Consider the following 23,246-nt stretch of genomic DNA (forward strand, 5'->3'; position numbering starts at 1 on the left):
GCAATGCCGGCTATTGGAAACGGCGTCATCCACCCGCCATGGTTATCGCCCGTATAATCCGCGCAACCCGCACGGAGACGCGCCCGATGTATACCCGCCTGCTGAAATCCTTCGATCGCCTGCACCCCCGCGCCTGGGACTTCATCCAGCTGATGCGCCTGGACAAGCCGATCGGCATCTACCTGCTGCTGTGGCCGACTCTCTGGGCGCTGTGGGTGGCGGCCGAGGGTGTGCCAAGCGCGAAGAACCTGTTCATCTTCGTCACCGGGGTGATCCTGATGCGCGCCGCCGGCTGCGTGATCAACGACTACGCCGACCGCGACTTCGACGGCCATGTCGCGCGCACCCAGGCGCGGCCGCTGGCCAGCGGCCGGGTTCAGCCGCGCGAGGCCCTGCTGCTGTTCGCCATGCTGGTGGCGGCCGCCTTCGTGCTGGTGCTGCTGACCAACGCCGCGACCATCTGGCTGTCCTTCGGCGGCCTGGCCCTGGCCGCCTGCTACCCCTTCATGAAGCGCTACACCTTCTACCCCCAGGTGGTGCTCGGCGCGGCGTTTTCCTGGGGCATGCCGATGGCCTTTACCGCCGAGACCGGCGGCGTGCCGCCGGAAGCCTGGCTGCTGTACATCGCCAACCTGCTGTGGACGGTGGCCTACGACACCTACTACGCCATGGCCGATCGCGAGGACGACCTGAAGATCGGGGTCAAATCCACCGCCATTCTGTTCGGCGATGCCGATCGCCCGATCATCGCCAGCCTGCAGGGCCTGGCGCTGCTCTGCCTGCTGCTGGCGGCGGCGCGCTTCGAGCTGGGCCTGTACTTCCACCTCGGCCTGCTGGTCGCCGCCGGCTGCTTCGCCTGGGAGTACCACAAGACCCGCAACCGCAAGCCCATGGCCTGCTTCAACGCCTTTCTGCACAACCACTGGGCCGGGCTGGCGATCTTCCTCGGCCTGGTCGCCGACTACGCCCTGCGCTGACAGCGCAGCGCCGGGGTGTAGACTGGCCAGGGGGAGCTGTCACATAGCTGCAACAATTCCGTTATCTAATGCGGCGCAAGACAGTTCAACGAACCGAGGCGGGACCCATGGTTGGCAAGAACATCCTGATCGTCGATGACGAAGCACCGATCCGCGAGATGATCGCGGTGGCCCTGGAGATGGCCGGATACGAGTGCCTGGAAGCGGAAAACACCCAGCAGGCTCACGCCATCATCGTCGACCGCAAGCCCGACCTGATCCTCCTCGACTGGATGCTCCCCGGCACCAGCGGCATCGAGCTGGCCCGGCGGCTCAAGCGCGACGAGCTGACCGGCGACATCCCGATCATCATGCTCACCGCCAAGGGCGAAGAGGACAACAAGATCCAGGGCCTGGAAGTCGGCGCCGACGACTACATCACCAAGCCGTTCTCGCCGCGCGAACTGGTCGCCCGCCTCAAGGCGGTGCTGCGCCGCGCCGGTCCCAGCGACAGCGAAGGGCCGATCGAAGTGGGCGGGCTGCTGCTCGACCCGATCAGCCACCGGGTGACCATCGACGGCAAGCCGGCCGAGATGGGCCCCACCGAATACCGCCTGCTGCAGTTCTTCATGACCCACCAGGAGCGCGCCTACACCCGTGGCCAACTGCTCGATCAGGTCTGGGGCGGCAACGTCTATGTCGAGGAGCGCACCGTCGACGTGCATATCCGCCGCCTGCGCAAGGCCCTCGGCGAGGGCTACGAGAACCTGGTGCAAACCGTGCGCGGCACCGGCTATCGTTTCTCCACCAAGAGCTAGCAGCCAGCCCTATGGGTTAGGATACCCGGCCCGTAACAGGGACTGGCTGAAAGGATCGATTGGCGGATGATTTTCACGTGAACCAAAACTGGCATGGCGCCCTGACGCGCCGCCTGCTGCTGCTGGTCGGCGCCTGCCTGCTGCTGGGCCTGATCACCGGCCAGACCGCCTGGGCGCTGGTCATCGGCCTGGCCGGCTACCTGGCCTGGAACCTCAGCCAGCTGCTGCGCCTGCACAAATGGCTGCGCGAGCATCAGCCCGACGAGCCGCCGCCGGATGGCTACGGCCTGTGGGGCGAGGTGTTCGACAGCATCTACAACCTGCAACGGCGCAACGAGAAGGCGCGCGGCCGGCTGCAGGCGGTCATCGACCGGGTGCAGGAGTCCACCGCGGCACTGCGCGACGCGGTGATCATGCTCGACCGCGACGGCAACCTGGAGTGGTGGAACCGAGCCGCGGAGACCCTGCTCGGCCTGCAGACCCCCCAGGACAGCGGTCAGCCGATCAGCAACCTGGTGCGCGACCCACGCTTCAAGGAGTACTTCGAGCGCGAGCACTACCTCGAGCCGCTGGACCTGCCCTCGCCGGTCAACAGCCGCGTGCACCTGCAGATCCAGATCACCCAGTACGGCAACAACGAGCACCTGATGCTGGTGCGCGACGTCACCCGGCTGCATCAGCTGGAGCAGATGCGCAAGGATTTCGTCGCCAACGTTTCCCACGAACTGCGCACCCCGCTGACGGTGATCAGCGGTTACCTGGAAACCCTGCTGGACAACGTCGAGGCCCTCAGTCCGCGCTGGCTGCGCGCCCTGCAACAGATGCAGCAGCAGGGCGCACGCATGCAGGCCCTGCTCAACGACCTGCTGTTGCTGGCCAAGCTGGAAGCCACCGACTACCCCACGGACAACCAGCCGGTGGCGGTCGACCTGCTGCTGCTGACGATCAACAACGACGCCCAGGCCCTGTCCGGCGAACGCCGCCACCGCATCAGCCTGGAGGCCGACCAGGACCTCAAGCTCAAGGGCAGCGAGGCGGAACTGCGCAGCGCCTTCTCCAACCTGGTGTTCAACGCGGTGAAGTACAGCCCCGGCGGCGGCGAGATCAACATTCGCTGGTGGGGCGACGAACAGGGCGCGCACCTGGCGGTGCGGGACAACGGACCGGGCATCGAGGCCAAGCACCTGCCGCGCCTGACCGAACGCTTCTACCGGGTCGACGCCAGCCGCGCCAGCAACACCGGCGGCACCGGCCTCGGCCTGGCCATCGTCAAGCACGTGTTGCTGCGCCATCGCGGGCGCCTGGACATCAGCAGCAGCCTGGGCAAGGGCAGCACCTTCACCTGCCATTTCCCCACCGCCCAGGTGGTGCGTCGGACCAAGTAACAGCGGCGCTTGCAAAGCCGGCCGACAAACCCCACCCTTAGCCGTCTTTGGTCAACCGAACCCTTTATGGACCCCTCCTCTAGCTACTCCGCCGCTGCCTATTTCGCCGATTTCGGCCTGGTTCTATTCGCACTCTTCCTGGTTCTGCTCAACGGCTTCTTCGTCGCCGCCGAGTTCGCCATCGTCCGCCTGCGCGCGACCAAGGTCGAATCCCTGGCCGAGCAGCACGGCTGGCGCGGGCATATCCTGCGCACCGTGCACGAGCAGATGGACGCCTACCTGTCGGCCTGCCAGCTGGGCATCACCCTGGCCTCCCTGGGCCTGGGCTGGGTCGGCGAGCCGGCCTTCGCCCACCTGCTCGAACCGCTGCTCGGCGCCATCGGCATCGAGTCGCCGAAGCTGGTCAGCGCCATCGCCTTCTTCAGCGCCTTCGCCATCATCTCCTACCTGCACATCGTGGTCGGCGAGCTGGCGCCCAAGTCCTGGGCGATCCGCAAGCCCGAATTGCTGTCGCTGTGGACAGCTGCACCGCTGTACCTGTTCTACTGGCTGATGTACCCGGCGATCTTCCTGCTCAACGCCAGCGCCAACGCCATCCTGCGCGTCGCCGGTCAGGGCGAGCCTGGGCCGCACCACGAGCACCACTACAGCCGCGACGAACTCAAGCTGATCCTGCACTCCAGCCGCGCCCGCGACCCGGGTGACCAGGGCATGCGCGTGCTGGCCTCGGCGGTGGAGCTGGGCGAACTGGAGGTGGTGGACTGGGCCAACTCCCGCGAGGACCTGGTCTACCTGGAGCTGAACGCACCTCTGGAAGAGGTGTTCAGCGTGTTCCGCCGGCACAAGTACAGCCGCTACCCGGTGTACGACACCGAGGCCGAGGACTTCGTCGGCGTGCTGCACATCAAGGACCTGCTGCTGCACCTGTCGCTGCTGGAAATGCTGCCCTCGGCACTGAAGATTTCCGAGCTGATGCACCCGATCGAACGGGTCACCCGGCATATGCCGCTGTCCAGCCTGCTCGAGCAGTTCCGCCAGGGCGGCGCGCACTTCGCCCTGGTCGAGGAGGCCGACGGCAAGGTGATCGGCTACCTGACCATGGAGGACGTGCTGGAGGCCCTGGTCGGCGACATCCAGGACGAACACCGCAAGGCCGAGCGCGGCATCCTCGCCTACCAGCCGGGCAAGCTGCTGGTGCGCGGCGACACGCCGCTGTTCAAGGTCGAGCGCCTGCTCGGCGTCAACCTCGACCATATCGAGGCGGAAACCCTCGCCGGACTGGTGTACGAGACGCTCAAGCGGGTACCGGAGGAAGAAGAGGTGCTGGTGGTCGAGGGCCTGCGCATCATCATCAAGAAGATGAAGGGTCCGAAGATCCTCCTGGCCAAGGTCCTGCGCCTGGACTGAGCCGCTCAGCCGGGCTGCGGCGCCGCGCGCCGCCAGCCCAGCAGGCTGTGACCGCACAGGGTGAGGAAGATCAGGCCGCCGCCCAGCAGCACCTGGCGGCTCGGCGCCTCGCCCAGCAGCCACCAGACCCACAGCGGCCCGAGCACCACCTCCAGCAGCAGCAACAGCCCCACCTCGGTGCCGCTGATCCAGCGCGGGCCGAGCTGGATCAGGGTGAACGCCAGCGGCAGCAGCAGCCCGGCCATGAAGGCCAGACCGGCCCACTGCGGCACGCTCAGGGCCGGATGGCCGCCGAACAGGAACCCCAGCAGCGACACCAGCAGGGCACCGGGCACCAGCGACGGGCTCATGTCCACCGCCGGGCGACTGCGCGCCAGGGTGAAGTTGCCCGCCAACAGGGTGGCGGCCGCCAGGGCCCAGGCGTTGCCCGCCAGGCTGTTGCCCGGCGAGCGGTCGGCGACGATCAGCAGCACCCCGCCGACGCAGATCAGGATCGCCAGCAGGGTGCGCAGGGCCAGGCGTTCGCCGAGAAAAATCCAGGCCAGGGCCGCGGCGATCAGCGGGGCGATGCTGAGGATCAGCAGGGTGTTGGCCGCCCCGGCCAGGCTGATCGCCTGGACGAAGCCGATGGTGCTGACGCAGTAGCACAGGGCGCAGCCGAGGCCGGTCCAGCCACAGCGGCGGGCGGCGGCCGGCAGCTCGCCGCGGTAGCGCCAGGCCAGCAGCAGACCCAGGCCGACGGCCATCAGCAGGCCACGCCAGGCCAGGATCTGCATGGCATCGGCCGCCAGCCAGCGCAGCACCAGGGCGTCCGGGGACAGCACCAGCACCCCGAAGGCGGTCAACAGCAAGCCCTTCTGCCTGTCCTGCACCTCAGACTCCCCGATCCAGCCCGTCGCGCCGGCGCACCCGCGCGCCCGTCACGCCAACGCGTAGCTGTCGGTCAGCAAGGTACCGAAACCCTGGGGCCGATGCACGCAGCCAGCCAGCTGCAGGGCATGCCAGAACATCGCCTGGTTGCTGGAGATCACCGGCAGGCCCAGGCTGCGCTCCAGCTCGCCGAGCATGCCCAGGGTGCGCAGGTTGGTGCAGGAGAGGAACAGCGCGTCGACCCGCTGGCCGATCAGCAGCTCGCGTGCCGCCTGCTTGATGGCCGCCTCGGGAATCCGCGGAATCTCGGCATCCTCCAGCACGCCGAAGGTGCCGAAGGCCGCCACCTCGTGGCCGGCCCGCTGCAGGCCCTGGTAGATCGGGTAGTTGACCTCGCCGATGTACGGCGTGAGCACCGCGATGCGCCGCGCGTCGAGGCCGCGCAGGGCCGCCTTGACCGCGCTCCAGGGGTTGGTCACCGGCACGCCGGGGTGGGCCTGGTTGATCAGCCGGGTCACCTCCTGCTCGCCGATCAGCATGCTGCCCGAGGTGCAGCCGAAGGCCAGCACGTCCAGGGGCATGCCCGGCACCAGCAGCGCGCTGGACTGGCTCAGGCCCTGGGCCAGGCCGCGCAACCCGTCCGGGGTGACGGTCGGGCTGCAGGGGGTGCGGGTGCTGTACAGCTCGACCCGCTCACCGAGCAGCTGGCGCCACTCGTTCTCCAGGGTGAAGTCGCTGGCCAGCTGCACCAGACCGATGCGCACATGGCCGTCATCGCTGGCCCGTACGTGCTCGAAGGTCTGCTGCAGGGCCTGGAACTCGGCGAAGGACTGGACCATCTCAGGCCTCCTCGAGCAGGCGCGCGGCGTAGTTGGCGATGGCGGTGTCCTGCACCCCGGTGCCGGTCAGGTCGCATACGGTGACCTGCTCGGCAGAGCTGCGCGCCTGGCGCTCCTCGGCGATCAGGCGGCCCAGTTCGAACACCTCGCGCTGCAGGTCCGGGGCGTGGTGCAGCTCGCCGAGGGCGCGGGACTGACTGAGGCGATCGACCACCAGCACGTCGGCGTTGGCCAGGATGCTCGGCTCCAGTTCCTGCTTGTGCGGGTTGTCCGAGCCCATGGCGGTGACATGCACGCCCCTGGGCAGGTCGCTCCAGCGCAGCACCGGCTCGCGGGCCGGGGTGGTGGTGACCACGATGTCGGCCTGGGCACAGGCGTCGGCGGCGCTGTCGTGCACCGTCACCGCCAGGCCGTACTGCTCGCGCATGCGCGTGGCATAGGCCTCGGCCTTGCTGCGCCCGCGGGCGTGCACATGCACCTGGCGGATGTCGCGCACCAGGCGCAGGGCCGCCACCTGCAGCTCGGCCTGCAGGCCGGCGCCGATCACCGCGACCCGCTGGGCATTCTCGCGGGCCAGGTGCTTGGCGGCGATGGCGCCGGCCAGGGCGGTGCGGATGTCGGTCAGGTAGCCCTCGTCGAACAGCACCGCATCGACCAGCCCGGTCTTGGCCGAGAACAGCAGCATCAGGCCGTTGAGGCTGGGCAGGCCGAGCTTGGGATTGTCGAAGAAGCCGGGGCTGATCTTCACCGCGAAGCGCGGCCAGCCCTGGATGTGGGCGGTCTTCACGTCCACCTCGCCGTTGCTCTCGGCGATGTTCATGCTGAGGATCGGCGGCATCTCCACCTCGCCACGGCCGAGGGCGGCGAAGCCGGCTTCCACGGCGGCCAGGGCCGCCGGGTCGAGCTTCACCTTGGCGGCGATCTGCTCACGCTTATAGATGTTCATAGGGGCGCTCTCCGGCCAGGCGGCAGGCCTCGGCAAAGGTGGCGGTGGACAGGTTCTGGCCGCTGACCACGAACGCCACGCGGCGCCCGCTCAGGTCCAGCTGGTGCTGCTCGACGGCGGCCACGCCGACGGCGGCGGCGCCCTCGACCAGCAGTTTCTCTTCTCGCAGGAAGTGCACCATGGCGCGGGCGATCTGCTCCTCGTCGACCCGGTAGCCACGGTCCATGTAGCGCTGGGTCATGGCGAAGCTCCAGGCGTTGTCCAGGCCCACGCCGCCGCCCAGGCTGTCGGCCAGCGACGCCACTTCGGGCACCTGCACCGGATGGCCGGCGGCCAGGCTCTCGAGCATCGCCGCGCCCTCGTTCATGCTCACGCCGATCACCTCGGCCCGCGGGTTGATGGTCTTCACCGCCAGGCCTATGCCGGCGATCAGGCCGCCGCCGGACAGGCCGGCGAACACCAGGTCGATCTCCGGCTGCTCTTCCATGATCTCCAGCCCGCAGGTGCCCTGGCCGGCGATCACCAGCGGATCGTCGAACGGCGAGACATAGGCCAGGCCCTGCTCGTCGCGCAGGCGGCGCGCCTCGACGTCGGCCTCGTCCTGGATCTGGCCGTGGATCACCAGATCGGCGCCGCTCTGGCGCAGAGCCTCGACCTTGTTGTCCGGCACCAGGCGCGAGATGCAAACCTTGACCGGAATGCCCAGGTGCTGGCCGGCGTAGGCCAGGGCGCGACCGAAATTGCCGGTGGACATGGTCACCACGCCGCGCTGGCGCTGTTCGGCGTCCAGGCCCAGCAGCGCGTTGACCGCGCCGCGCAGCTTGAAGGCACCGGTCGGCTGCAGGCAGTCCAGCTTCAGCCAGGCCTCGCAGTTCCAGCGCCGCGACAGCGATTCGGAACGCACCAGCGGCGTGCGCAGGGCCAGCCCGGCGATGCGCCGGCGCGCCAGGTAGATGTCTTGCAGTGTCAGTTGTTTGCTCATGGCTAAGTCCAACCTGTGAACGCAGGCGGGGTCGCCTGCACGACGACCCCGCATTGACCTGGCGCTTACTTGGCCTGCCAGGCGCCGCTGCTGATCAGCTTGTCGGTGACCTTGTTCACCGCCCGCTCGGCACGGGCGACGATGTCGTCGACCTCGCCGCGGGTGACCACCAGCGGCGGGGCGAAGCCGAGGATGTCGCCGTGGGGCATGGCGCGAGCGATCAGGCCCTCTTCCAGGCAGGCGGCGGAAATCTGCGGGCCGACCTTGAGGTTCGGGTCGAAGTGCTGACGCTTGCTGCGGTCGGCGGAGAACTCCAGGGCCGCCAGCAGGCCGATGCCGCGCGCCTCGCCCACCAACGGGTGGTCGGCGAAGGTTTCCTGCATGCGCTGCTGCAGGTAGGCGCCGGTGTCACGGGCGTTGCCGGTGAGGTTCTCGCGCTCGATGATGTCCAGGTTGGCGATCGCCGAGGCGATGCCCATGGGGTGCCCGGAGTAGGTGTAGCCGTGGCCGATGGCGCCGTAGGTGTCGGTGCCCTGCTCCAGCACCTGCCACACGCGCTCGCCGACGATGACCCCGGACAGCGGCTGGTAGGCCGAGGTCAGGCCCTTGGCCACGGTGATCAGATCCGGCTTCATCTCGTAGTACTGCGAGCCGAAGTCCACGCCCAGGCGACCGAAGCCGCAGACCACCTCGTCGGCGATCAGCAGGATGTCGTACTTGTCCAGCACCTTGCGGATTTCGCTCCAGTAGCCCTGCGGCGGCGGCACGATGCCGCCGGTGCCGAGCACCGGCTCGCCGATCATGGCGGCGACGGTGTCCGGGCCCTCGGCCAGGATCATCTCCTCGAGCTTCTGCGCGCAGTAGCGGGAGAACTCCAGTTCGCTCATGCCGTCGTCGGGGCGGCGGTAGTAGACCGGCGCCACGGTGTGCTTGATGCGCTCCAGCGGCAGGTCGAAGTGGGCGTGGAACACCGGCAGGCCGGTCATGGAGCCGGAGGCGATGCTCGAGCCGTGGTAGCCGCGGTCGCGGGAGATGACCTTCTTCTTCTCCTTACGGCCGAGGATGTTGTTGTAGTACCAGACCAGCTTGAGCTGGGTCTCGTTGGCGTCCGATCCGGACATGCCGTAGTAGACCTTGCTCATGCCCTGGCCGGCGAGCCTGACGATGCGCTCGGACAGGGTGGCCATGCCCTCGGTGGTGTGGCCGACATAGGTGTGGTAGTAGGCCAGCTGCTTGGCCTGCTCGTAGATCGCCTCGGCCATCTCGGTGCGGCCGTAGCCGATGTTCACGCAGTACAGGCCGGCGAAGCCGTCGATGAACTCGTTGCCCAGGGAGTCCTGGATGCGGATGCCCTTGGCGCCGGTGACGATGCGCGCCGGGCTCTCGCCGTGGGCGTGTTGCTTCAGGTGGGTGGAGGCGTGAAAGACGTTCTGGCGGTCGATCTCGATGATCTTCTGGGTGTCGATGGTCATGGCAGTGCCCTCGTTCGATTCGGTTTCAGGTGGCGTTCAGGCGGCTGAGCGCGGTTAACTTCCGCTGGCGCTGGGCAGGTTGCCCAGGCAGTAGTACTTGATCTGGCTGTACTCATCGAGGCCGTGGCGCGAACCCTCGCGGCCGAGGCCGGACTGCTTGACGCCGCCGAAGGGCACGGGCGGGCCGGTCATCTTCACCGAGTTGACGCTGACCATGCCGAACTCCAGGCCGCGCAGCAGGCGCCACACCTGGCGCATGTCGTAACCATAGACATAGGCGGCCAGGCCGTACTCGGTGTCGTTGGCCTGGGCGATGAGCTGCTCCAGGTCGTCCCAGGCCAGCACGCCGGCCACCGGGGCGAAGTTCTCCTCGCGGTAGACGCGCATGTCCTCGCTCACGTCGGCCAGCAGGGTCGGCATGAAGAAGTTGCGCCCCGGCGCCTGATCCTGCTCGCCGACCAGCAGCCGCGCACCCTTGGCGACGGCGTCGTCCACCAGCTCCTGGGCCTTGGCCACCGCCTTGGCGTTGATCAGCGGGCCCTGGCTGACCCCGCGGACCAGGCCGTTGCCCACCGTCAGCTCGCCCATGCGCCGGGCGAAGGCGGCGAGGAAGGGCTCATACAGCGAGCGATGGACGAAGATGCGGTTGGCCGCCAGGCAGTCCTGGCCGGTGGTCTGGAACTTGGCGTCGATCGCCGCCTGGGCGGCCTGCTCCACGTCCATGTCCGGCAGCACGATGAAGGGCGCATTGCCGCCCAGCTCCATCGAGCACTTCTTCACCGTGGCCGCGGCCTGCTGCAGGAGCAGGCGACCGACCCGGGTCGAGCCGGTGAAGGACAGCGCCTTGACCTTGTCGCTGGCGCAGAGCACCTGGGAGACCATCTCCGGCTCACCGGTGATGACGTTGAACACCCCGGCGGGGAAGCCGGCGCGCTCGGCCAGCTCGGCCAGGGCCAGGGCGGAGAACGGCGTCTCGCCGGCCGGCTTGACCAGCACGGTGCAGCCCACGGCCAGGGCCGCGGCGGCCTTGCGGGTGATCATCGCGCAGGGGAAGTTCCACGGCGTGATCAGGGCGGCGACGCCGATCGGCTCGCGCACGCTGCCCAGCTGGGCATTGCGGATATGGCTGGGGATGGTCTCGCCGTAGGCGCGGCGCGCCTCCTCGGCGAACCAGCGGATAAAGGAGGCGGCGTAATCGATCTCGCCACGGGCCTCGTCCAGCGGCTTGCCCTGCTCCAGGGTCATCAGGCGGGCGAGGTCTTCCTTGTTCTCCAGCAGCAGGTCGTGCCACTTGCCGAGGATGGCACCACGCTCGTCCACCGAGCGGGCGCGCCAGGCCGGGAAGGCGGCGTCGGCGGCATCGATGGCGGCGCCGACCTGGTCCTGGTCGAGCAGGGTGCAGCGGCCGATGGTTTCTTCGCTGGCGGGATCGATGACCGCTTCGTCGCGGCCTTCGTTGCCGGCGACCCACTTGCCGTTGATATAGGCCAGCTGGCGAACCAGGCGCGGATCTTTGAGTGTGTGCATGGACGGCGTCCCCTCTACAGGCCCTGGCGCATCGGTGTCGCGTGGCAGGGCGTGGTACGTGTTTACGGCTTCCACTTTAGGGGGGATGGGCGAAGGATTTTTTCTCTTGGCCGGCCCTCGGCACCTGGTTTTTTTTCTTTGCGCGGCCCTTTGCGCGGTTTTTTTCGGCAGTGACGAAATTGGCTGGATCGGGGCGCAGATTGGCTGGAACGCCGTGCCCACGCCGGCGGCGGGCCGGGATCGGGACTTTCGGCGACGCCCTCGGGCATGCAGCGGTCGCTTTGCCTGGTCAGGATGGTTGCGCCATCGGCCAAGCCAGGCGCGGCCGACGGCGAGACGTCACTCCAACAAGAAAATCACCGTCGAGCCCGGCGATGGGCTGCGCACAGCCCGCTCCGGCTCGCGGCACATGAGGGCTCTATGAATCTGATTTTATCGGCGGCGATCATCGCCTTGCTGGCGGCCACCCTGCTGGTCCTGGTCCGCTGGGGCAACCTGCGTTGCACCGGACCGGAACCGGTGGGCCTGTTCACCTTCCTCGCCATCCTCTTCACCTCCGGCCTGGACATGGGCCTGATCATCTTCCCGCTGACCGAGTTCCCCACCTACGCCGAAGAGGCCCAGTACCAGTTCTCCAACCCCCTGGCGGTGGAGTTCGGCTTCTGGGGCTTTCTGATCTGGGCCTTCTATTTCATCACCACCTTCTACTTCTGCGTGGTCGAGCCGCGGGTCAAGCTGTTCGAACTGCGGCCGGTGAAGCTGATCAACAACCTGGTGATCATCTCCACCTGCGCCTTCACCGCTTACCTGTTCCTGGTCAACATCGCCTGGTACGCGCCCGAGCTGGGCGACGGCCTGGCCTACCTGGTGGTGGTGGGCATCATCCTGGCGGCGGTCTATTCCAGCACCGACATCCGCTACCTGAAGATCCTCAGCGTCGGCTCGACCTGGCTGTTCTTCGCCCTGATCCTCGGCATGTGGTGGGCGGCGGATCTCGGCCTGGGCTACTTCGGCGAGGCGGCGGCGAAGATCGGCAGCGGCTACTTCGCCCAGTTGCCCGGCTTCATCCTGCCCCTGGGCGACTACCACGCCTTCTACCTGTTCTGGTGGTTCGCCTGGAGCGTGATGATCGGCCAGTTCGTCTCGCGCTTCGTCGGCGGCCTGCGCACCTGGCAGCTGCTGCTGGCCCTGCTGGTGATCCCGTCGATTCCCCTGGCGATCTGGTTCTCCGTGCTCTACGGCTACTTCGACCTGGGGCTGGAGGTCAGTCAGTTCTGGAAGCTGGCCATGCTCGGCGTCGGGGTTATCTTCGTGATCAACTCGGTCGACTCGCTGGTGCGCCTGTACACCGACAACCTCGGCATCACCGTGGCGAAGCTCGGCCATGGCCGCTTCATCGCCCTGAACGTCGGCCTGCTGACGACCCTGGTGCTGCTGTTCAAGTTCACCCCGTTCGAGATCCAGTGGGTGGGCCTGGTGGTGATCGGCCTCTACGCCGTGACCCTGGTGCTGCTCATGGCGCGCCACCGCACGGCCCTGCAGGGCATCGGCGCCAGCCGCTAAGCGCAGCGGGCCGCTGGCCGGCCCGCCTTGCCGTGGCTAGTCGGCGTCGCCGCCGTCCAGCTCCAGCGGCGGCTCGACGTGCTTGATGGTCTTGGTGACGATGTAGGTGAAGTAGCGCTCGATGCCCAGGTCGGCCATCAGCCAGCGATCGACCAGGCGCTGGTACTGGTCGATGTCCTGGGCCATGACCTTGACGATGTAGTCGACGCCGCCGCCCGTGGCGTAGCACTCGGTGACCTGGGGGCATTCCTGCATGGCCTTCTCGAAACGCGCGAAGGCCTCGCGGTTGTGCTGCTTGAGGGTGATCTCGATCAGCACCGCGGCGCGCTTGAGCAGCACCTCGGTGTTCAGCTGGGCGCCGTAGCCGCGGATGATGCCGGCCTCCTCCAGGCGCTTGACCCGTTCCCAGCAGGGGCTGACCGACAGGTTGATGGCCTCGGCCAGGCTGGATTTGGTGATGCGCCCGTTGTGCTGGAGGATGCGCAGAATCTTCAGGTCGTAACTGTCCAGACGCATAGAACCGCTCCGGCGCGGGACTGGCCCGCGCACCAGATGTGACAAAGCCGGCGGGGCAACCCCGCCGGCTCACGCATGACGCTCGCCGCTTAGTACTTCTGTTCCAGCTTGGCGATCTCGGCTTCCAGCGACTCGAGAGCGGTGCCGGCTTCCGGACCGGCCAGCTCCACCAGCTTGTCACGCAGCGGCTCGCTGGCCTTGCGGAAGGCGGCCTGCTCTTCCTCGGTCAGGTGCACCACCTGGATCCCCGGCTTGGCCTTCTGGATCTTCTCCAGACGCTCCTGGTTGTACTTGGCCTGGGTGTCGAAGATATAGGGCGCCAGCTCGTCCACGGTCTCGTCGATGATCTTGCGCTGCTCGGCCGGCAGGCCCTGGTACCAGGACTCGCTGGACAGCACCGCGACGGTGAACTGCTGATGGCCGGACCAGGTCAGCACGTCGGTGACCTCGTAGAACTTCATCTCCTCGATGGCGAAGATCGGGTTCTCCTGGCCGTCGATCATCTTCAGCTGCAGGGCACCGTACACCTCGGAATACGGCAGCGGAGTGGGCACCGCGCCGAACGACTTGTAGGTTTCCACCAGCATCGGCGAGGCCATCACGCGCATCTTCACGTTGTTGAAGTCGGCCGGCTTGCGCACCACCTTGTTGGTGGTCCAGACCATCTCGCCTTCCGGGTACATGCTCAGCAGACGCAGGTTGCGGGTCTTCAGCTTGTCGGCCATCGGTCCATAGATGGTCGGGCTCTCGGTCAGCAGCTCCTGGTTGACCTTGTTGTTCTGCGACAGCAGGTAGGGCATGGAGAACACCTGCATCGACGGCGCGGTGGAGCCGAGGATGCCGGTGGAGCCGTGGGTGAACTGCAGCACGCCGTTGGCCACCAGCTCGGTAAGGTCTTCCGACTCGCCCAGGGCGCCGTACGGGTAGACGGTGACGGTGATGTCGCCGCCGCTCTTCTCTTCCACCAGCTGCTTGAACTTCTGCGCATAGGCGTCCTGCACGCTGCCGCTGATCTCTTCCAGGGCGAACTTCCATTCGTCCGCCACCGCCTGGCCCGCCAGGGCCAGGCCCATTGCCGCGGCCAGGGCCGCCTTCTTCAGGGTACTGAATTTGCTCATGGTGAAGTCTCCGCTTGTTGTTATGTTCCAGAATGTTCGACTGAGCCTGCTTGCCTTCAGCCGTCGATTACGTCGGCGATCACCGCCAGGGTGTCGCCTATGTCCACCAACGCCGGGAAGCGCCGTGCCACCAGCATGCCGTCACGCTCGGCGCGGTACTCCACCGCCGGCGTGCCAGTGCGCTCGAAGGCATGCACCCGCGCCACCAGGTCGCCGCGCCGCACCCGATCACCCAGGCTGAGGGCGAGCTCGAGAATGCCGCGGTGCACGCTCTGCACGTAGCAGCTGGCGTCGGGCATATCCAGCTGCAGCGCCGGCTCGTCCGCCAGTTCCAGTTCGCCTTCGATGATCCCGGCGAACTTGAGGAAGTTGCGCACGCCGCGATCGGCCAGGGCCATGGTCTGCGGCGTGCTGGTGCCGCCGCCGCGCAGCTCGGTGGTGACGAACACCTTGCCCTGGGCTTCCACGGCGGTGTCGTACAGCGAGGCCGCATCCAGCTCGAAGAGGATCATGCTGGCGGCGGTGCCGAACAGCCGGGCGCCCTCGATGCACTTGGCTTCCTGCTCCGGGTCGGGCAGCCGATGGGCCGCGGCGAAGGGCAGGATGTCCAGGGTCTTGCCGCCGGAGTGGATATCCAAAGCGTAGTCACACAGCGGGATCAGGTAGCGCTGGAAGTAGTCGGCGATGCGCTCGGTCATCCCGCCATGGGGATTGCCCGGGAAGGAGCGGTTCATGTTGCCCTTGTCGATCGGCGAGGTGCGGCTGCCATTCTGCACCGCCGGGTAGTTCATCGCCGGGACGATGATCACCCGGCCCTGGACCTCCTCGGCCCGCAGCTCACCGGCCAGCTTGAGCAGGGCGGTGATGCCCTCGTACTCGTCGCCGTGGTTGCCGCCGGTGAGCAGCGCGGTCGGGCCGGCGCCGTTCTTCACCACGGTGATGGGGATCATGATGCAGCCCCAGGCCGACTGGTCGTGGGAGTACGGCAACTTGAGGAAGCCGTGCTGCACACCGTCGCGCTCGAAGTCGACGGTGCTGCTGATGGTGCTTTCGCCGACCTCGGCGATGGTCGAGAGACTGGTCGCCTGGAGGTCGGATTCGGGGGAAATATTCATTTCTGCTGCGCTCATCTCAGGCCTTCACGAACAGTTCACGCGGGTAGTCGCAAAGGGTTTCCACACCGCTGTCGGTGATCAGGATGCTTTCGGTGGTCTCCAGCCCCCAGTCGTCCAGCCACAGGCCCGGCATGAAGTGGAAGGTCATGCCCGGCTGCAACACCGTGGTGTCGCTCTCGCGCAAGCTCATGGTGCGCTCGCCCCAATCCGGCGGATAGCTCAGACCGATGGGGTAGCCGCAGCGGTTGTCGCCGCGGTCATAGCCATAGCGGCGCAGGGTGCTGTTCAGTTCGCGGGCGATGTCGCCGCAGGTGTTGCCCGGCTTGGCCATCGCCAGACCGGCCTCGAGGCCGGCGTTGATCGCCTCCTCGGCCTTGCGGAACGCCGCCGAGGGCTCGCCCAGGTAGACGGTGCGCGACAGCGGGCAGTGGTAGCGCTTGTGGCAGCCGGCGATCTCGAAGAAGGTGCCTTCGCCCTTCTTGAACGGGCGGTCGTCCCAGGTCAGGTGCGGCGCCGAGGCGTCCTTGCCCGAGGGCAGCATGGGCACGATGGCCGGGTAGTCGCCGAACTTGCCGTCGTGGCCGACGCAGGCCACCCGGTAGATCTCGCCGACCAGCACGTTCTTCGGCAGGCCCGGCTCGATCATCTCGACGATAGCCCGGTGCATGTTCTCGACGATGCGGGCGGCGACGCGCATGTACTCGACTTCCTGCGCCGACTTGATCGCCCGGCACCAGTTGACCAGGCCGGTAGCGTCCACCAGCTGGGCCTGGGGCAAGCCGCGCAGCAGCGCCTGGTGCGAGGTGGCGCTGTAGTAGTAGTTGTCCATCTCCACGCCGATGACGCCGGCGGTCCAGCCACGGGCCGGCAGCACCTGCTCGCACAGGTAGTCGAGGGCATGGTGCGGCGGGTTCATCACATAGCGGTCGCTGTAGGAGGCGATATCCTCCTCCGGCAGGTAGACGGTGCGCCGCGCGCCGTTGGCGTCGATGCCGCGGCCGTACCACAGCGGGTTGCCGCTCTGGCCGACCACCACGCACTGCGGTGTATAGAAGGACCAACCGTCATAGCCGGTGAGCCAGGCCATGTTCGACGGGTCGTGGACGATCAGCGTGGCGATCCCCCGCTCGGCCATGGCGGCACGCACCTTGGCCAGTCGCTGGGCGTACTCTTCACGGCTGAAATTCAACGCGATTTCACTCATGACAGCATCTCGATAACGAACGCCGTGGCGTTCAGGCCTCTATCAGCCCGCCGGGCAGCCCCCGGGCGGACGACATCGCTGCGGCGCAAGAGCCAGGCGCAAGCCTGTTCATACGCCCTCCAGGCTGCATGCCGTCCCGGCACCGCGGACGTCTGCCCGCCTGGAGAAATTGTACTGAAACCTGCTAAAGTGACCGCGACAAATACAGGTCAATACGCATTGAGGCCCATAGTATGATCATTACAATCATCGTCAAGGAATTTATTGTTCTATGACAATTGACCTGAAGCCCTTTATCCGCTCCGGCCAACCCAAGTACCTGGCCATCGGCAATGCCCTGACCGAGGCGATCAACAGCGGTGCGCTGCTGCCCGGCAGCAAGCTGCCGACCCACCGCGAGCTGGCCGAGACCTTGGGCGTCAGCGTGCAGACGGTGAGCAACGCCTACGCCCACGCCGAGAAACAGGGCGCCATCTACGCCCAGGTCGGCAGCGGCACCTTCGTGCGCAGCCGCCACGTCAGCCACGAGTCGGACTACCTGTCCACCGACGAGCATGAAGACCCCCACCGCGGCATCGACCTGTCCACCGCCCATCCGGTCTGCACCCAACGCCACGTCAAGCTCTACCGCGAGGGTCTGGAGCGCCTGGCACGGGAGGGCCGCGACGACTTCATCACCTCCTTCCACCCGACCCAGGGCCTGACCCAGCACCGCGAAGTGGTCTGCACCTGGCTGGCGCAGCAGAAGATGCCGGCCAACCCCGACCACATGCTGTTCTGCAACGGCGCCGCCCATGCCCTGACCATCGCCATGGCCACCGTGCTCAAGCCCGGCGACACGGTGCTGTGCGAGCGGGAGACCTGCATGCTGCTGCTGGCCCTGGCGCAGACCCTGCATTTCAACCTCAAGGGGCTGGCCACCGACGATCAGGGCCTGCTGCCCGACGCACTGGAGGCGGCCTGCAAGCAGGGCGGCGCGCGGGTGCTGTTCTGCACCCCGACCATGAACAACCCGACCAGCGACACCATGGGCCTGGAGCGCCGCCAGGCGATCGCCGAGCTGGCGCGGCGCTACGACCTGACGGTGGTGGAGGACGACGTCTACGGCGCCCTGCAGCCGGACCGCCACCCGCCGCTGTCGGCGCTGATCCCGGAGCGCAGCTTCTACGCCACCAGCCTGACCAAGGTCACCCTGCCGGGCATGCGCGCCGGCTACCTGATCACCCCGCCACACCTGGTGCAGCAAGCCATCGGCCGCCTGCGCAGCACCACCTGGATGGCCACCCTGATGCCGTTCGAGATCGCCAGCTGGTGGATGCAGGACGGTACCCTGGAGCGCATGGTCGCCTTCCAGCAGCAGGAGTTCGCGGCGCGCCAGCAGCTCGCCCGCCAGTTGCTCGACGCCTGCCGCTTCAGGGCCCATCCCAATGGCATGCACATCTGGGCCGAGTTGCCGGCGCACTGGCAGCCGGAGAAGTTCGCCCGCCGCGCGCGCCAGGAAGGGGTGATGATCTTCCCCGCCGAGCCCTTCCTGGCCACCCCCGACCGCAGCAACCAGCACGTGCGCATCAGCCTGGGCGCCGAACAGAGTCGCTCGCGCCTGCAGGCCGGGCTGGCTACGCTCAATGGGCTGTTCGGCGAAACCCCGCCGCCCATGCATTTCGTGTTCTAAAACAGGGAAAAATCATTACACACGCCCCAACATGGAACAAATGTACTGATCCAAATATTTAATTGACATGGTTTTTTGCCAGGGATAAGGTCTGGCTTCCACAACAAGAACAGCGTCCGCCGATTAGACGACGGACCGGAGGTGGCTATGTCTTGGTTGCACAAGTTGGATTGGCTGCTGGAAAAGCTCGAGGCCTTCATCCTCGCCAGCGCCATCCTGCTGATGGCCGTGAACTCGGTCGGCAATGTGTTCGGCCGTTACCTGTTCAACCAGAGCATCTACTTCTCCGAGGAGCTCAACCAGTTCCTCATCATCTTCGTCACCTTCGTCGGTTGCAGCTACGCCGCCCGGCAGAACCGCCACATCAGCATGAGCGCCTTCATCGAGCACCTGACCGGCAAGCCCGCGGCCGCCAGCCTGCTGCTGATCAACCTGCTCACCGCCGCGCTGATGCTCTGGCTGACCTGGGCGGCGATCGGCTACGTGGAGTCGGCCGCCCGCGTCGGCCGCTCCTCCTCGGCGCTGCAGATGCCGCTGCACTACGTCTACCTGGTGATTCCCCTGGGTCTGGGCATGACCGGCCTGCAGTTCCTGCGCCACGCCTTCACCCAGCTGCTGGTCCTACTCGGCCGCCGCGAGGCGCCGCCCCGCCACGTCGACGCCCCTCTTCCGCCGCAACCCTGAGTCCTTGCCGCCATGGATATGACCACCGCCCTGCTGCTCATCATGCTGGTCCTGCTGCTGGCAGGCTTCCCGATGATGACCACGCTGCTGGCCGCTGCCGCCGCCGGCTTCATGTTCTTCTTCACCATGGGCCCGGAGTTCATCGTTCAGCAGATGATCGCCGGCATCCGCCCCGCCGCCCTGGTGGCGGTGCCGATGTTCATCCTCGCCGCCGACATCATCACCCGCGGCGCCACCGCCAATCGCCTGCTGGACGTGGCCATGGCCTTCGTCGGCCACGTGCGCGGCGGCATGGCGGTGACCACGGCCCTGAGCTGCGCGCTGTTCGGCGCCCTGTCCGGCTCGACCCAGGCCACCGTGGTGGGAGTCGGCAGCATCATGCGGCCGAAGATGCTGCAACAGGGCTACAAGGACAGCTTCGCCATGTCGCTGATCATCAACGCCTCGGACATCGCCCTGCTGATTCCACCGAGCATCGGCATGATCATCTACGGCGTGGTGTCCGGCACCTCGGTGGCGGAGCTGTTCATCGCCGGCATCGGTCCGGGCCTGCTGCTGATGACCCTGCTGGCCGGCTACTGCTACGTCTATGCGCGGATCACCGGCATTCCCAAGGCGGAGAAATTCAGCTGGATGGAACGCCTGGTCACCTGCCGCCGCGCCATCCTGCCGCTGCTGCTGCCGGTGATGACCATCGGCGGCATCTACACCGGAGTGTTCAGCCCCACCGAGGCGGCCGCGGTGTCGGTGCTCTATGCCCTGGTCCTGGAAATGCTGATCTACCGTCGGGTCAAGTTCAGCGAGCTGTCGTCGATCGCCCTGTCCACCGGGCTGATCACCGCCGTGGTGTTCATCCTGGTGGCGGCCGGCTCGGCCTTCTCCTGGGTGATCTCGTTTGCCCAGATCCCGCAGCAGATCCTCAGCGGCATCGGCATCATGAGCGCCTCGCCGACCGAGTTGCTGATCATCATCTCGATCGCCTTCTTCATCGGCTGCATGTTCGTCGACCCGATCGTGGTGATGCTGATCCTGGTGCCGATCTTCGCCCCGGCGGTGCGCCTGTCCGGGCTCGATCCGGTGCTGGTCGGCACCATTATCACCCTGCAGGCGGCCATCGGCTCGGCGACGCCGCCATTCGGCTGCGACATCTTCACCGCCATCGCCGTGTTCCGTCGCCCCTACGTCGACGTGGTGCGCGGCAGCCTGCCGTTCTTCCTCATCCTGCTGCTGATGTCGGTGCTGCTGATCATGTTCCCGCCGATCACCCTGTTCCTGCGCGACCTGGCGTTCCGCTAGCGCAGCGGCTTGCCGGCCAACAAAAAATCCCGCTGCCAGCTCGACGTCGATCGAGCTGGCAGCGGGATTTTTTCATTCGCCACCGACGGCGAAGTTGGGCAGGCTGTCGACCGGCTGGGTGAAGCTGAAGGGGATTGATTCCAGGGCCAGGCCGACGTTGCGCTGCACCACGAAGTGCAGATGCGGGCCGGTGCTGTTGCCGGTGTTGCCGGAGCGCGCGATCTGCTGGCCGGCCTTCACCCGGAGGCCTTCCTGGACCCTTACCGAACCCTTCATCAGGTGCAGGTAGACGCCCATGGTGCCGTCGTCGTGGAGGATGCGCACGTAGTTGCCGGAGGGGTTGTTGCCCCGTCCGCTCTGCTGGTTCTCGGTCTTCACCACCACGCCGCTGCGCGCCGCCACTATGGGCGTGCCCTCGGGCATGGCGATGTCCAGGGCATAGCGGCCCTTGGGCGTGAAGTGGCTGTACTTGCCATTGGCGCCCTGACTCAGGCGGAACGGCCCGCCGCGCCAGGGCAGTGGATAACGCTGCTCGGTCGGCACCAGTCGCGGGTCGCCGAGGGCGTAGCGCAGCTTCGGCGTGTAGCGCAGCGGCTGTTCGGCATCGCGCGGGGCCAGGGTGGCCAGGCGAATCTTGCTGCGCGGCGGCAAAACCCAGGTGATCGGCTGATCCGGGGCGCCGACGGCATTGTCGACATCCACCAGCTTCAGTTCGATCTGCACCGGCGCGTACAGGTCGTTGCGCACCTGCAACGTCTCACCGGCGGCGTGCTTGCGGGTTTCCAGCTTCACCTGGTTGTCCAGGCGCTCGACCATGCGATCGCGGAACACGAACACCTGGGCGCCCGGTGCGGCCTGGTCGGAATAGGTCACCACACCGTTGGCATCGGTGTACTTGTAGATGGTCAAGGCCGCAACCTGGCCGGCTGCGGACAATAGACTGCAGAGTAGTATCAGACGCCCTAGCATATCGACTCGGATCTTATGGCTTTTTGATATCCGGTCCCCGAAGACTAGCAGCCCCCCGAGCGTGGCGCGAGGCGCCGCACCCGGGGTTGTGAGCCAGCTCGCGTCGCCGGACCGCGGCGCGACCAGCGGTACAGCGCGGCCGGCAACTCAGGCGCCGGGGCTGAAATGCTTCTGCGCGGTGCCGCGGGCGATCAACCGCGACAAATAGTCGAGCTTCTGCGGGTCGCGGTCGACGAAACGCAGGGTCAGCTGCAGCCACTCGCTGTCGGGCTTCGGTTCGAAGGCGGCGACGGCATGCAGGTAGCCGTTGAGCCGGGCCACTTCACCGCCCTCGCCCTGCTCCAGATCCAGTACCGCGCTTTCCAGCACCTGGGGCAGCGATTCGCCGCGTTTGACCACCAGCAGCGCCTCCTTGAGACTCAGCGCCTTGATCACGCAGGCCGTGGTGCCGCCCGGCAGGCGCAGTTGCCCCTGACCACGCCCGGCGGTGATTGCCCGCGCCGCCGGTTTCGGCGCCAACGGCTGCACGCCGGCAGCGGGCTTCGCCGGATCACCGTCGTCGCTCTTGATCACTTCCGCCTTGCCGCCGGTCAGGGCGGCCAGGGAGTCATTGGCAAAGCCGGTGGCCAGGGCCTTGGGCCCCTGAGACTGGAGCGCCTGCAGCTTGCCGGTGCGGCTCAGGGCCTTCCTCACCTTGGTGACCAGCTGCTCGTTGGAGAAGGGTTTGCCGATGAAGTCCGAGACCCCGGCCTGGATCGCCTGCACCACGTTTTCCTTGTCACCGCGGCTGGTCACCATGATGAAGGGGATGCCCTTCAGGACCTCCTCCTCGCGACACCAGCTGAGCAGTTCGAGGCCCGACATCTCGGGCATCTCCCAGTCGCAGAGGATCAGGTCGATGGCGACCCGGCCAAGCAGCTGCTGGGCCTTGCGCCCGTTGATGGCTTCGTGGATCTGCACGCCCGGAAAGTGGTCGCGCAGCCCCTTCTTCACCAAATCGCGGATGAAGGTCGCGTCGTCCACCACCAGCACGTTGACTCTACTCATCGGCCACTCCCCCTCGAATGGTCCCTAGCATAGTCGCGGCGGCTGGCCCCTGACCAACCCTAAAGCGGCGAAGGGCGACGCAGGTCCGCTCTCGGCACCATCCGACCTCAGGCCTTCTTGCCGCCGCCCTGCACTTCTTCCTTCATGCGGGCCAGGCCGATGTGCTTCACGTCGGTGCCGCGCACCAGATAGATCACCAGTTCGGCGATGTTGCGCGCGTGGTCGCCGATGCGCTCCAGCGAGCGCAGCGCCCAGATCACGTTGAGTACCCGGGAGATCGAACGCGGGTCTTCCATCATGTAGGTGACCAGCTCGCGCAGGGCGGTCTTGTACTCACGGTCGACGGTCTTGTCGAACTGCGCCACCGACAGGGCCAGGTCGGCATCGAAACGGGCGAAGGCGTCCAGCGCCTGCTGCACCATCTTGCGCACCTGGTCGCCGATATGGCGGATCTCCACGTAGCCGCGCGGCGACTCGCCTTCCTCGCACAGGAGGATGGCGCGCTTGGCGATCTTGGTCGACTCGTCGCCGATGCGCTCCAAGTCAATCACCGACTTGGAGATGCTGATGATCAGGCGCAGGTCCGAGGCCGCCGGCTGCCGGCGGGCGAGGATGCGCACGCATTCCTCGTCGATGTTGCGCTCCATCAGGTTGATCTGCTCGTCGACCTCACGCACCTGCTCGGCCAGACCGGAGTCGGCTTCGATCAGCGCGGTAACTGCGTCGTTGACCTGTTTCTCGACCAGGCCGCCCATGGCCAGGAAGTGACTGCGCACCTCCTCGAGCTCGGCGTTGAACTGCTGGGAGATGTGGTGGGTGAGGCTGTCTTTGTTGATCATGTGCGAACCCTTGAATTAACC

At 66.9% G+C, this 23,246-nt stretch carries 21 protein-coding genes; 8 read left to right on the plus strand and 13 right to left on the minus strand.

The annotated features are described in order from the left end of the window. Nucleotides 1–86: 86 nt before the first annotated feature. From ubiA to KDW96_RS11235, 4 genes are all read left to right on the plus strand, one after another. Nucleotides 87–977, plus strand: coding sequence for a 4-hydroxybenzoate octaprenyltransferase (gene ubiA / locus KDW96_RS11220; protein WP_255836338.1), 891 nt, complete (start codon nucleotides 87–89; stop codon nucleotides 975–977). Between the two features lie 107 nt (nucleotides 978–1,084). Continuing rightward, a complete protein-coding gene (gene phoB, locus KDW96_RS11225; RefSeq protein WP_255836339.1) occupies nucleotides 1,085–1,774 on the plus strand; it encodes a phosphate regulon transcriptional regulator PhoB in 690 nt (229 codons plus the stop codon). Between the two features lie 77 nt (nucleotides 1,775–1,851). Next, entirely contained in the window at nucleotides 1,852–3,159 is a 1,308-nt protein-coding gene (gene phoR / locus KDW96_RS11230) for a phosphate regulon sensor histidine kinase PhoR (protein ID WP_255836340.1), read from the plus strand. Nucleotides 3,160–3,225: 66 nt separating this feature from the next. After that, entirely contained in the window at nucleotides 3,226–4,566 is a 1,341-nt protein-coding gene (locus KDW96_RS11235) for a hemolysin family protein (protein ID WP_255836341.1), read from the plus strand. Nucleotides 4,567–4,571: 5 nt separating this feature from the next. On the opposite strand, the gene KDW96_RS11240 is transcribed toward KDW96_RS11235, so the two are convergent. The 6 genes from KDW96_RS11240 to KDW96_RS11265 all read right to left on the minus strand — a co-directional run bounded on the left by KDW96_RS11240 (nucleotide 4,572) and on the right by KDW96_RS11265 (nucleotide 11,202). Continuing rightward, nucleotides 4,572–5,438 carry a DMT family transporter gene (locus KDW96_RS11240; RefSeq protein WP_255836342.1) on the minus strand — a complete coding sequence of 289 codons (867 nt, stop codon included), beginning with the start codon at nucleotides 5,436–5,438 and terminating at the stop codon, nucleotides 4,572–4,574. 48 nt (nucleotides 5,439–5,486) lie between these two features. Continuing rightward, complete coding sequence (locus tag KDW96_RS11245; RefSeq protein ID WP_255836343.1) at nucleotides 5,487–6,275, minus strand: maleate cis-trans isomerase family protein; 789 nt, start codon at nucleotides 6,273–6,275, stop codon at nucleotides 5,487–5,489. Nucleotide 6,276: 1 nt separating this feature from the next. Further along, nucleotides 6,277–7,221, minus strand: a complete 945-nt coding sequence (locus KDW96_RS11250; protein ID WP_255836344.1) for a cyclodeaminase — start codon at nucleotides 7,219–7,221, stop codon at nucleotides 6,277–6,279. After that, on the minus strand, nucleotides 7,208–8,203 hold the full coding sequence (gene eutB, locus KDW96_RS11255) for a hydroxyectoine utilization dehydratase EutB (RefSeq protein WP_255836345.1): 996 nt from the start codon (nucleotides 8,201–8,203) through the stop codon (nucleotides 7,208–7,210). The genes KDW96_RS11250 and eutB overlap by 14 nt, the downstream gene beginning before the upstream one ends. 65 nt (nucleotides 8,204–8,268) lie before the next feature. Beyond that, nucleotides 8,269–9,675, minus strand: coding sequence for an aspartate aminotransferase family protein (locus tag KDW96_RS11260; protein WP_255836346.1), 1,407 nt, complete (start codon nucleotides 9,673–9,675; stop codon nucleotides 8,269–8,271). A 54-nt stretch (nucleotides 9,676–9,729) separates the two neighbouring features. After that, nucleotides 9,730–11,202, minus strand: coding sequence for an NAD-dependent succinate-semialdehyde dehydrogenase (locus KDW96_RS11265; protein WP_255836347.1), 1,473 nt, complete (start codon nucleotides 11,200–11,202; stop codon nucleotides 9,730–9,732). A 420-nt stretch (nucleotides 11,203–11,622) separates the two neighbouring features. Between KDW96_RS11265 and KDW96_RS11270 the strand changes: the two genes are divergently transcribed. After that, complete coding sequence (locus KDW96_RS11270) at nucleotides 11,623–12,765, plus strand: BCCT family transporter (protein WP_255836348.1); 1,143 nt, start codon at nucleotides 11,623–11,625, stop codon at nucleotides 12,763–12,765. Between the two features lie 36 nt (nucleotides 12,766–12,801). Here the strand turns inward: KDW96_RS11270 and KDW96_RS11275 are convergent, their stop codons facing one another. From KDW96_RS11275 to doeA, 4 genes are all read right to left on the minus strand, one after another. Further along, entirely contained in the window at nucleotides 12,802–13,281 is a 480-nt protein-coding gene (locus tag KDW96_RS11275; RefSeq protein ID WP_255836349.1) for an Lrp/AsnC family transcriptional regulator, read from the minus strand. Nucleotides 13,282–13,370: 89 nt separating this feature from the next. Next, on the minus strand, nucleotides 13,371–14,399 hold the full coding sequence (locus KDW96_RS11280) for a TRAP transporter substrate-binding protein (RefSeq protein WP_255836350.1): 1,029 nt from the start codon (nucleotides 14,397–14,399) through the stop codon (nucleotides 13,371–13,373). 56 nt (nucleotides 14,400–14,455) lie between these two features. After that, entirely contained in the window at nucleotides 14,456–15,514 is a 1,059-nt protein-coding gene (doeB, locus tag KDW96_RS11285) for a N(2)-acetyl-L-2,4-diaminobutanoate deacetylase DoeB (protein ID WP_255836351.1), read from the minus strand. A gap of 16 nt (nucleotides 15,515–15,530) precedes the next feature. Beyond that, nucleotides 15,531–16,718, minus strand: a complete 1,188-nt coding sequence (doeA, locus tag KDW96_RS11290) for an ectoine hydrolase DoeA (RefSeq protein WP_255836352.1) — start codon at nucleotides 16,716–16,718, stop codon at nucleotides 15,531–15,533. 271 nt (nucleotides 16,719–16,989) lie between these two features. On the opposite strand from doeA, the gene ehuR reads away from it, so the two are divergent. The 3 genes from ehuR (at nucleotide 16,990) to KDW96_RS11305 (ending at nucleotide 20,370) form a co-directional block, all read left to right on the plus strand. After that, a complete protein-coding gene (ehuR, locus tag KDW96_RS11295; RefSeq protein WP_255836353.1) occupies nucleotides 16,990–18,390 on the plus strand; it encodes a MocR-like ectoine utilization transcription factor EhuR in 1,401 nt (466 codons plus the stop codon). A gap of 147 nt (nucleotides 18,391–18,537) precedes the next feature. Next, entirely contained in the window at nucleotides 18,538–19,074 is a 537-nt protein-coding gene (locus tag KDW96_RS11300) for a TRAP transporter small permease (protein WP_255836354.1), read from the plus strand. Between the two features lie 18 nt (nucleotides 19,075–19,092). Beyond that, the gene (locus KDW96_RS11305) at nucleotides 19,093–20,370 is read left to right on the plus strand and encodes a TRAP transporter large permease (protein WP_255840514.1); all 1,278 of its coding nucleotides are present in this window, start codon (nucleotides 19,093–19,095) and stop codon (nucleotides 20,368–20,370) included. Nucleotides 20,371–20,442: 72 nt separating this feature from the next. On the opposite strand, the gene KDW96_RS11310 is transcribed toward KDW96_RS11305, so the two are convergent. The 3 genes from KDW96_RS11310 to phoU all read right to left on the minus strand — a co-directional run bounded on the left by KDW96_RS11310 (nucleotide 20,443) and on the right by phoU (nucleotide 23,225). Next, entirely contained in the window at nucleotides 20,443–21,339 is an 897-nt protein-coding gene (locus tag KDW96_RS11310) for a peptidoglycan DD-metalloendopeptidase family protein (RefSeq protein WP_255836355.1), read from the minus strand. A 147-nt stretch (nucleotides 21,340–21,486) separates the two neighbouring features. Then, on the minus strand, nucleotides 21,487–22,386 hold the full coding sequence (locus tag KDW96_RS11315; protein ID WP_255836356.1) for a response regulator: 900 nt from the start codon (nucleotides 22,384–22,386) through the stop codon (nucleotides 21,487–21,489). 107 nt (nucleotides 22,387–22,493) lie between these two features. Further along, complete coding sequence (phoU, locus tag KDW96_RS11320; RefSeq protein WP_255836357.1) at nucleotides 22,494–23,225, minus strand: phosphate signaling complex protein PhoU; 732 nt, start codon at nucleotides 23,223–23,225, stop codon at nucleotides 22,494–22,496. Between the last annotated feature and the right edge of the window lie 21 nt (nucleotides 23,226–23,246).

Origin of the sequence: Pseudomonas benzenivorans (assembly GCF_024397895.1) — a bacterium.
Lineage (GTDB): Bacteria > Pseudomonadota > Gammaproteobacteria > Pseudomonadales > Pseudomonadaceae > Aquipseudomonas > Aquipseudomonas benzenivorans_A.

Bases quoted from the DNA above. Each gene is read 5' to 3' on its own strand.
- ubiA (WP_255836338.1), top strand. From the start codon at position 87: ATGTATACCCGCCTGCTGAAATCCTTCGATCGCCTGCACCCCCGCGCC.
- phoB (WP_255836339.1), top strand. From the start codon at position 1,085: ATGGTTGGCAAGAACATCCTGATCGTCGATGACGAAGCACCGATCCGC.
- KDW96_RS11235 (WP_255836341.1), top strand. From the start codon at position 3,226: ATGGACCCCTCCTCTAGCTACTCCGCCGCTGCCTATTTCGCCGATTTC.
- KDW96_RS11245 (WP_255836343.1), bottom strand. From the start codon at position 6,275: ATGGTCCAGTCCTTCGCCGAGTTCCAGGCCCTGCAGCAGACCTTCGAG.
- KDW96_RS11250 (WP_255836344.1), bottom strand. From the start codon at position 7,221: ATGAACATCTATAAGCGTGAGCAGATCGCCGCCAAGGTGAAGCTCGAC.
- eutB (WP_255836345.1), bottom strand. From the start codon at position 8,203: ATGAGCAAACAACTGACACTGCAAGACATCTACCTGGCGCGCCGGCGC.
- KDW96_RS11260 (WP_255836346.1), bottom strand. From the start codon at position 9,675: ATGACCATCGACACCCAGAAGATCATCGAGATCGACCGCCAGAACGTC.
- KDW96_RS11265 (WP_255836347.1), bottom strand. From the start codon at position 11,202: ATGCACACACTCAAAGATCCGCGCCTGGTTCGCCAGCTGGCCTATATC.
- KDW96_RS11270 (WP_255836348.1), top strand. From the start codon at position 11,623: ATGAATCTGATTTTATCGGCGGCGATCATCGCCTTGCTGGCGGCCACC.
- KDW96_RS11275 (WP_255836349.1), bottom strand. From the start codon at position 13,281: ATGCGTCTGGACAGTTACGACCTGAAGATTCTGCGCATCCTCCAGCAC.
- KDW96_RS11280 (WP_255836350.1), bottom strand. From the start codon at position 14,399: ATGAGCAAATTCAGTACCCTGAAGAAGGCGGCCCTGGCCGCGGCAATG.
- doeB (WP_255836351.1), bottom strand. From the start codon at position 15,514: ATGAATATTTCCCCCGAATCCGACCTCCAGGCGACCAGTCTCTCGACC.
- doeA (WP_255836352.1), bottom strand. From the start codon at position 16,718: ATGAGTGAAATCGCGTTGAATTTCAGCCGTGAAGAGTACGCCCAGCGA.
- ehuR (WP_255836353.1), top strand. From the start codon at position 16,990: ATGACAATTGACCTGAAGCCCTTTATCCGCTCCGGCCAACCCAAGTAC.
- KDW96_RS11300 (WP_255836354.1), top strand. From the start codon at position 18,538: ATGTCTTGGTTGCACAAGTTGGATTGGCTGCTGGAAAAGCTCGAGGCC.
- KDW96_RS11305 (WP_255840514.1), top strand. From the start codon at position 19,093: ATGACCACCGCCCTGCTGCTCATCATGCTGGTCCTGCTGCTGGCAGGC.
- KDW96_RS11310 (WP_255836355.1), bottom strand. From the start codon at position 21,339: ATGCTAGGGCGTCTGATACTACTCTGCAGTCTATTGTCCGCAGCCGGC.
- KDW96_RS11315 (WP_255836356.1), bottom strand. From the start codon at position 22,386: ATGAGTAGAGTCAACGTGCTGGTGGTGGACGACGCGACCTTCATCCGC.
- phoU (WP_255836357.1), bottom strand. From the start codon at position 23,225: ATGATCAACAAAGACAGCCTCACCCACCACATCTCCCAGCAGTTCAAC.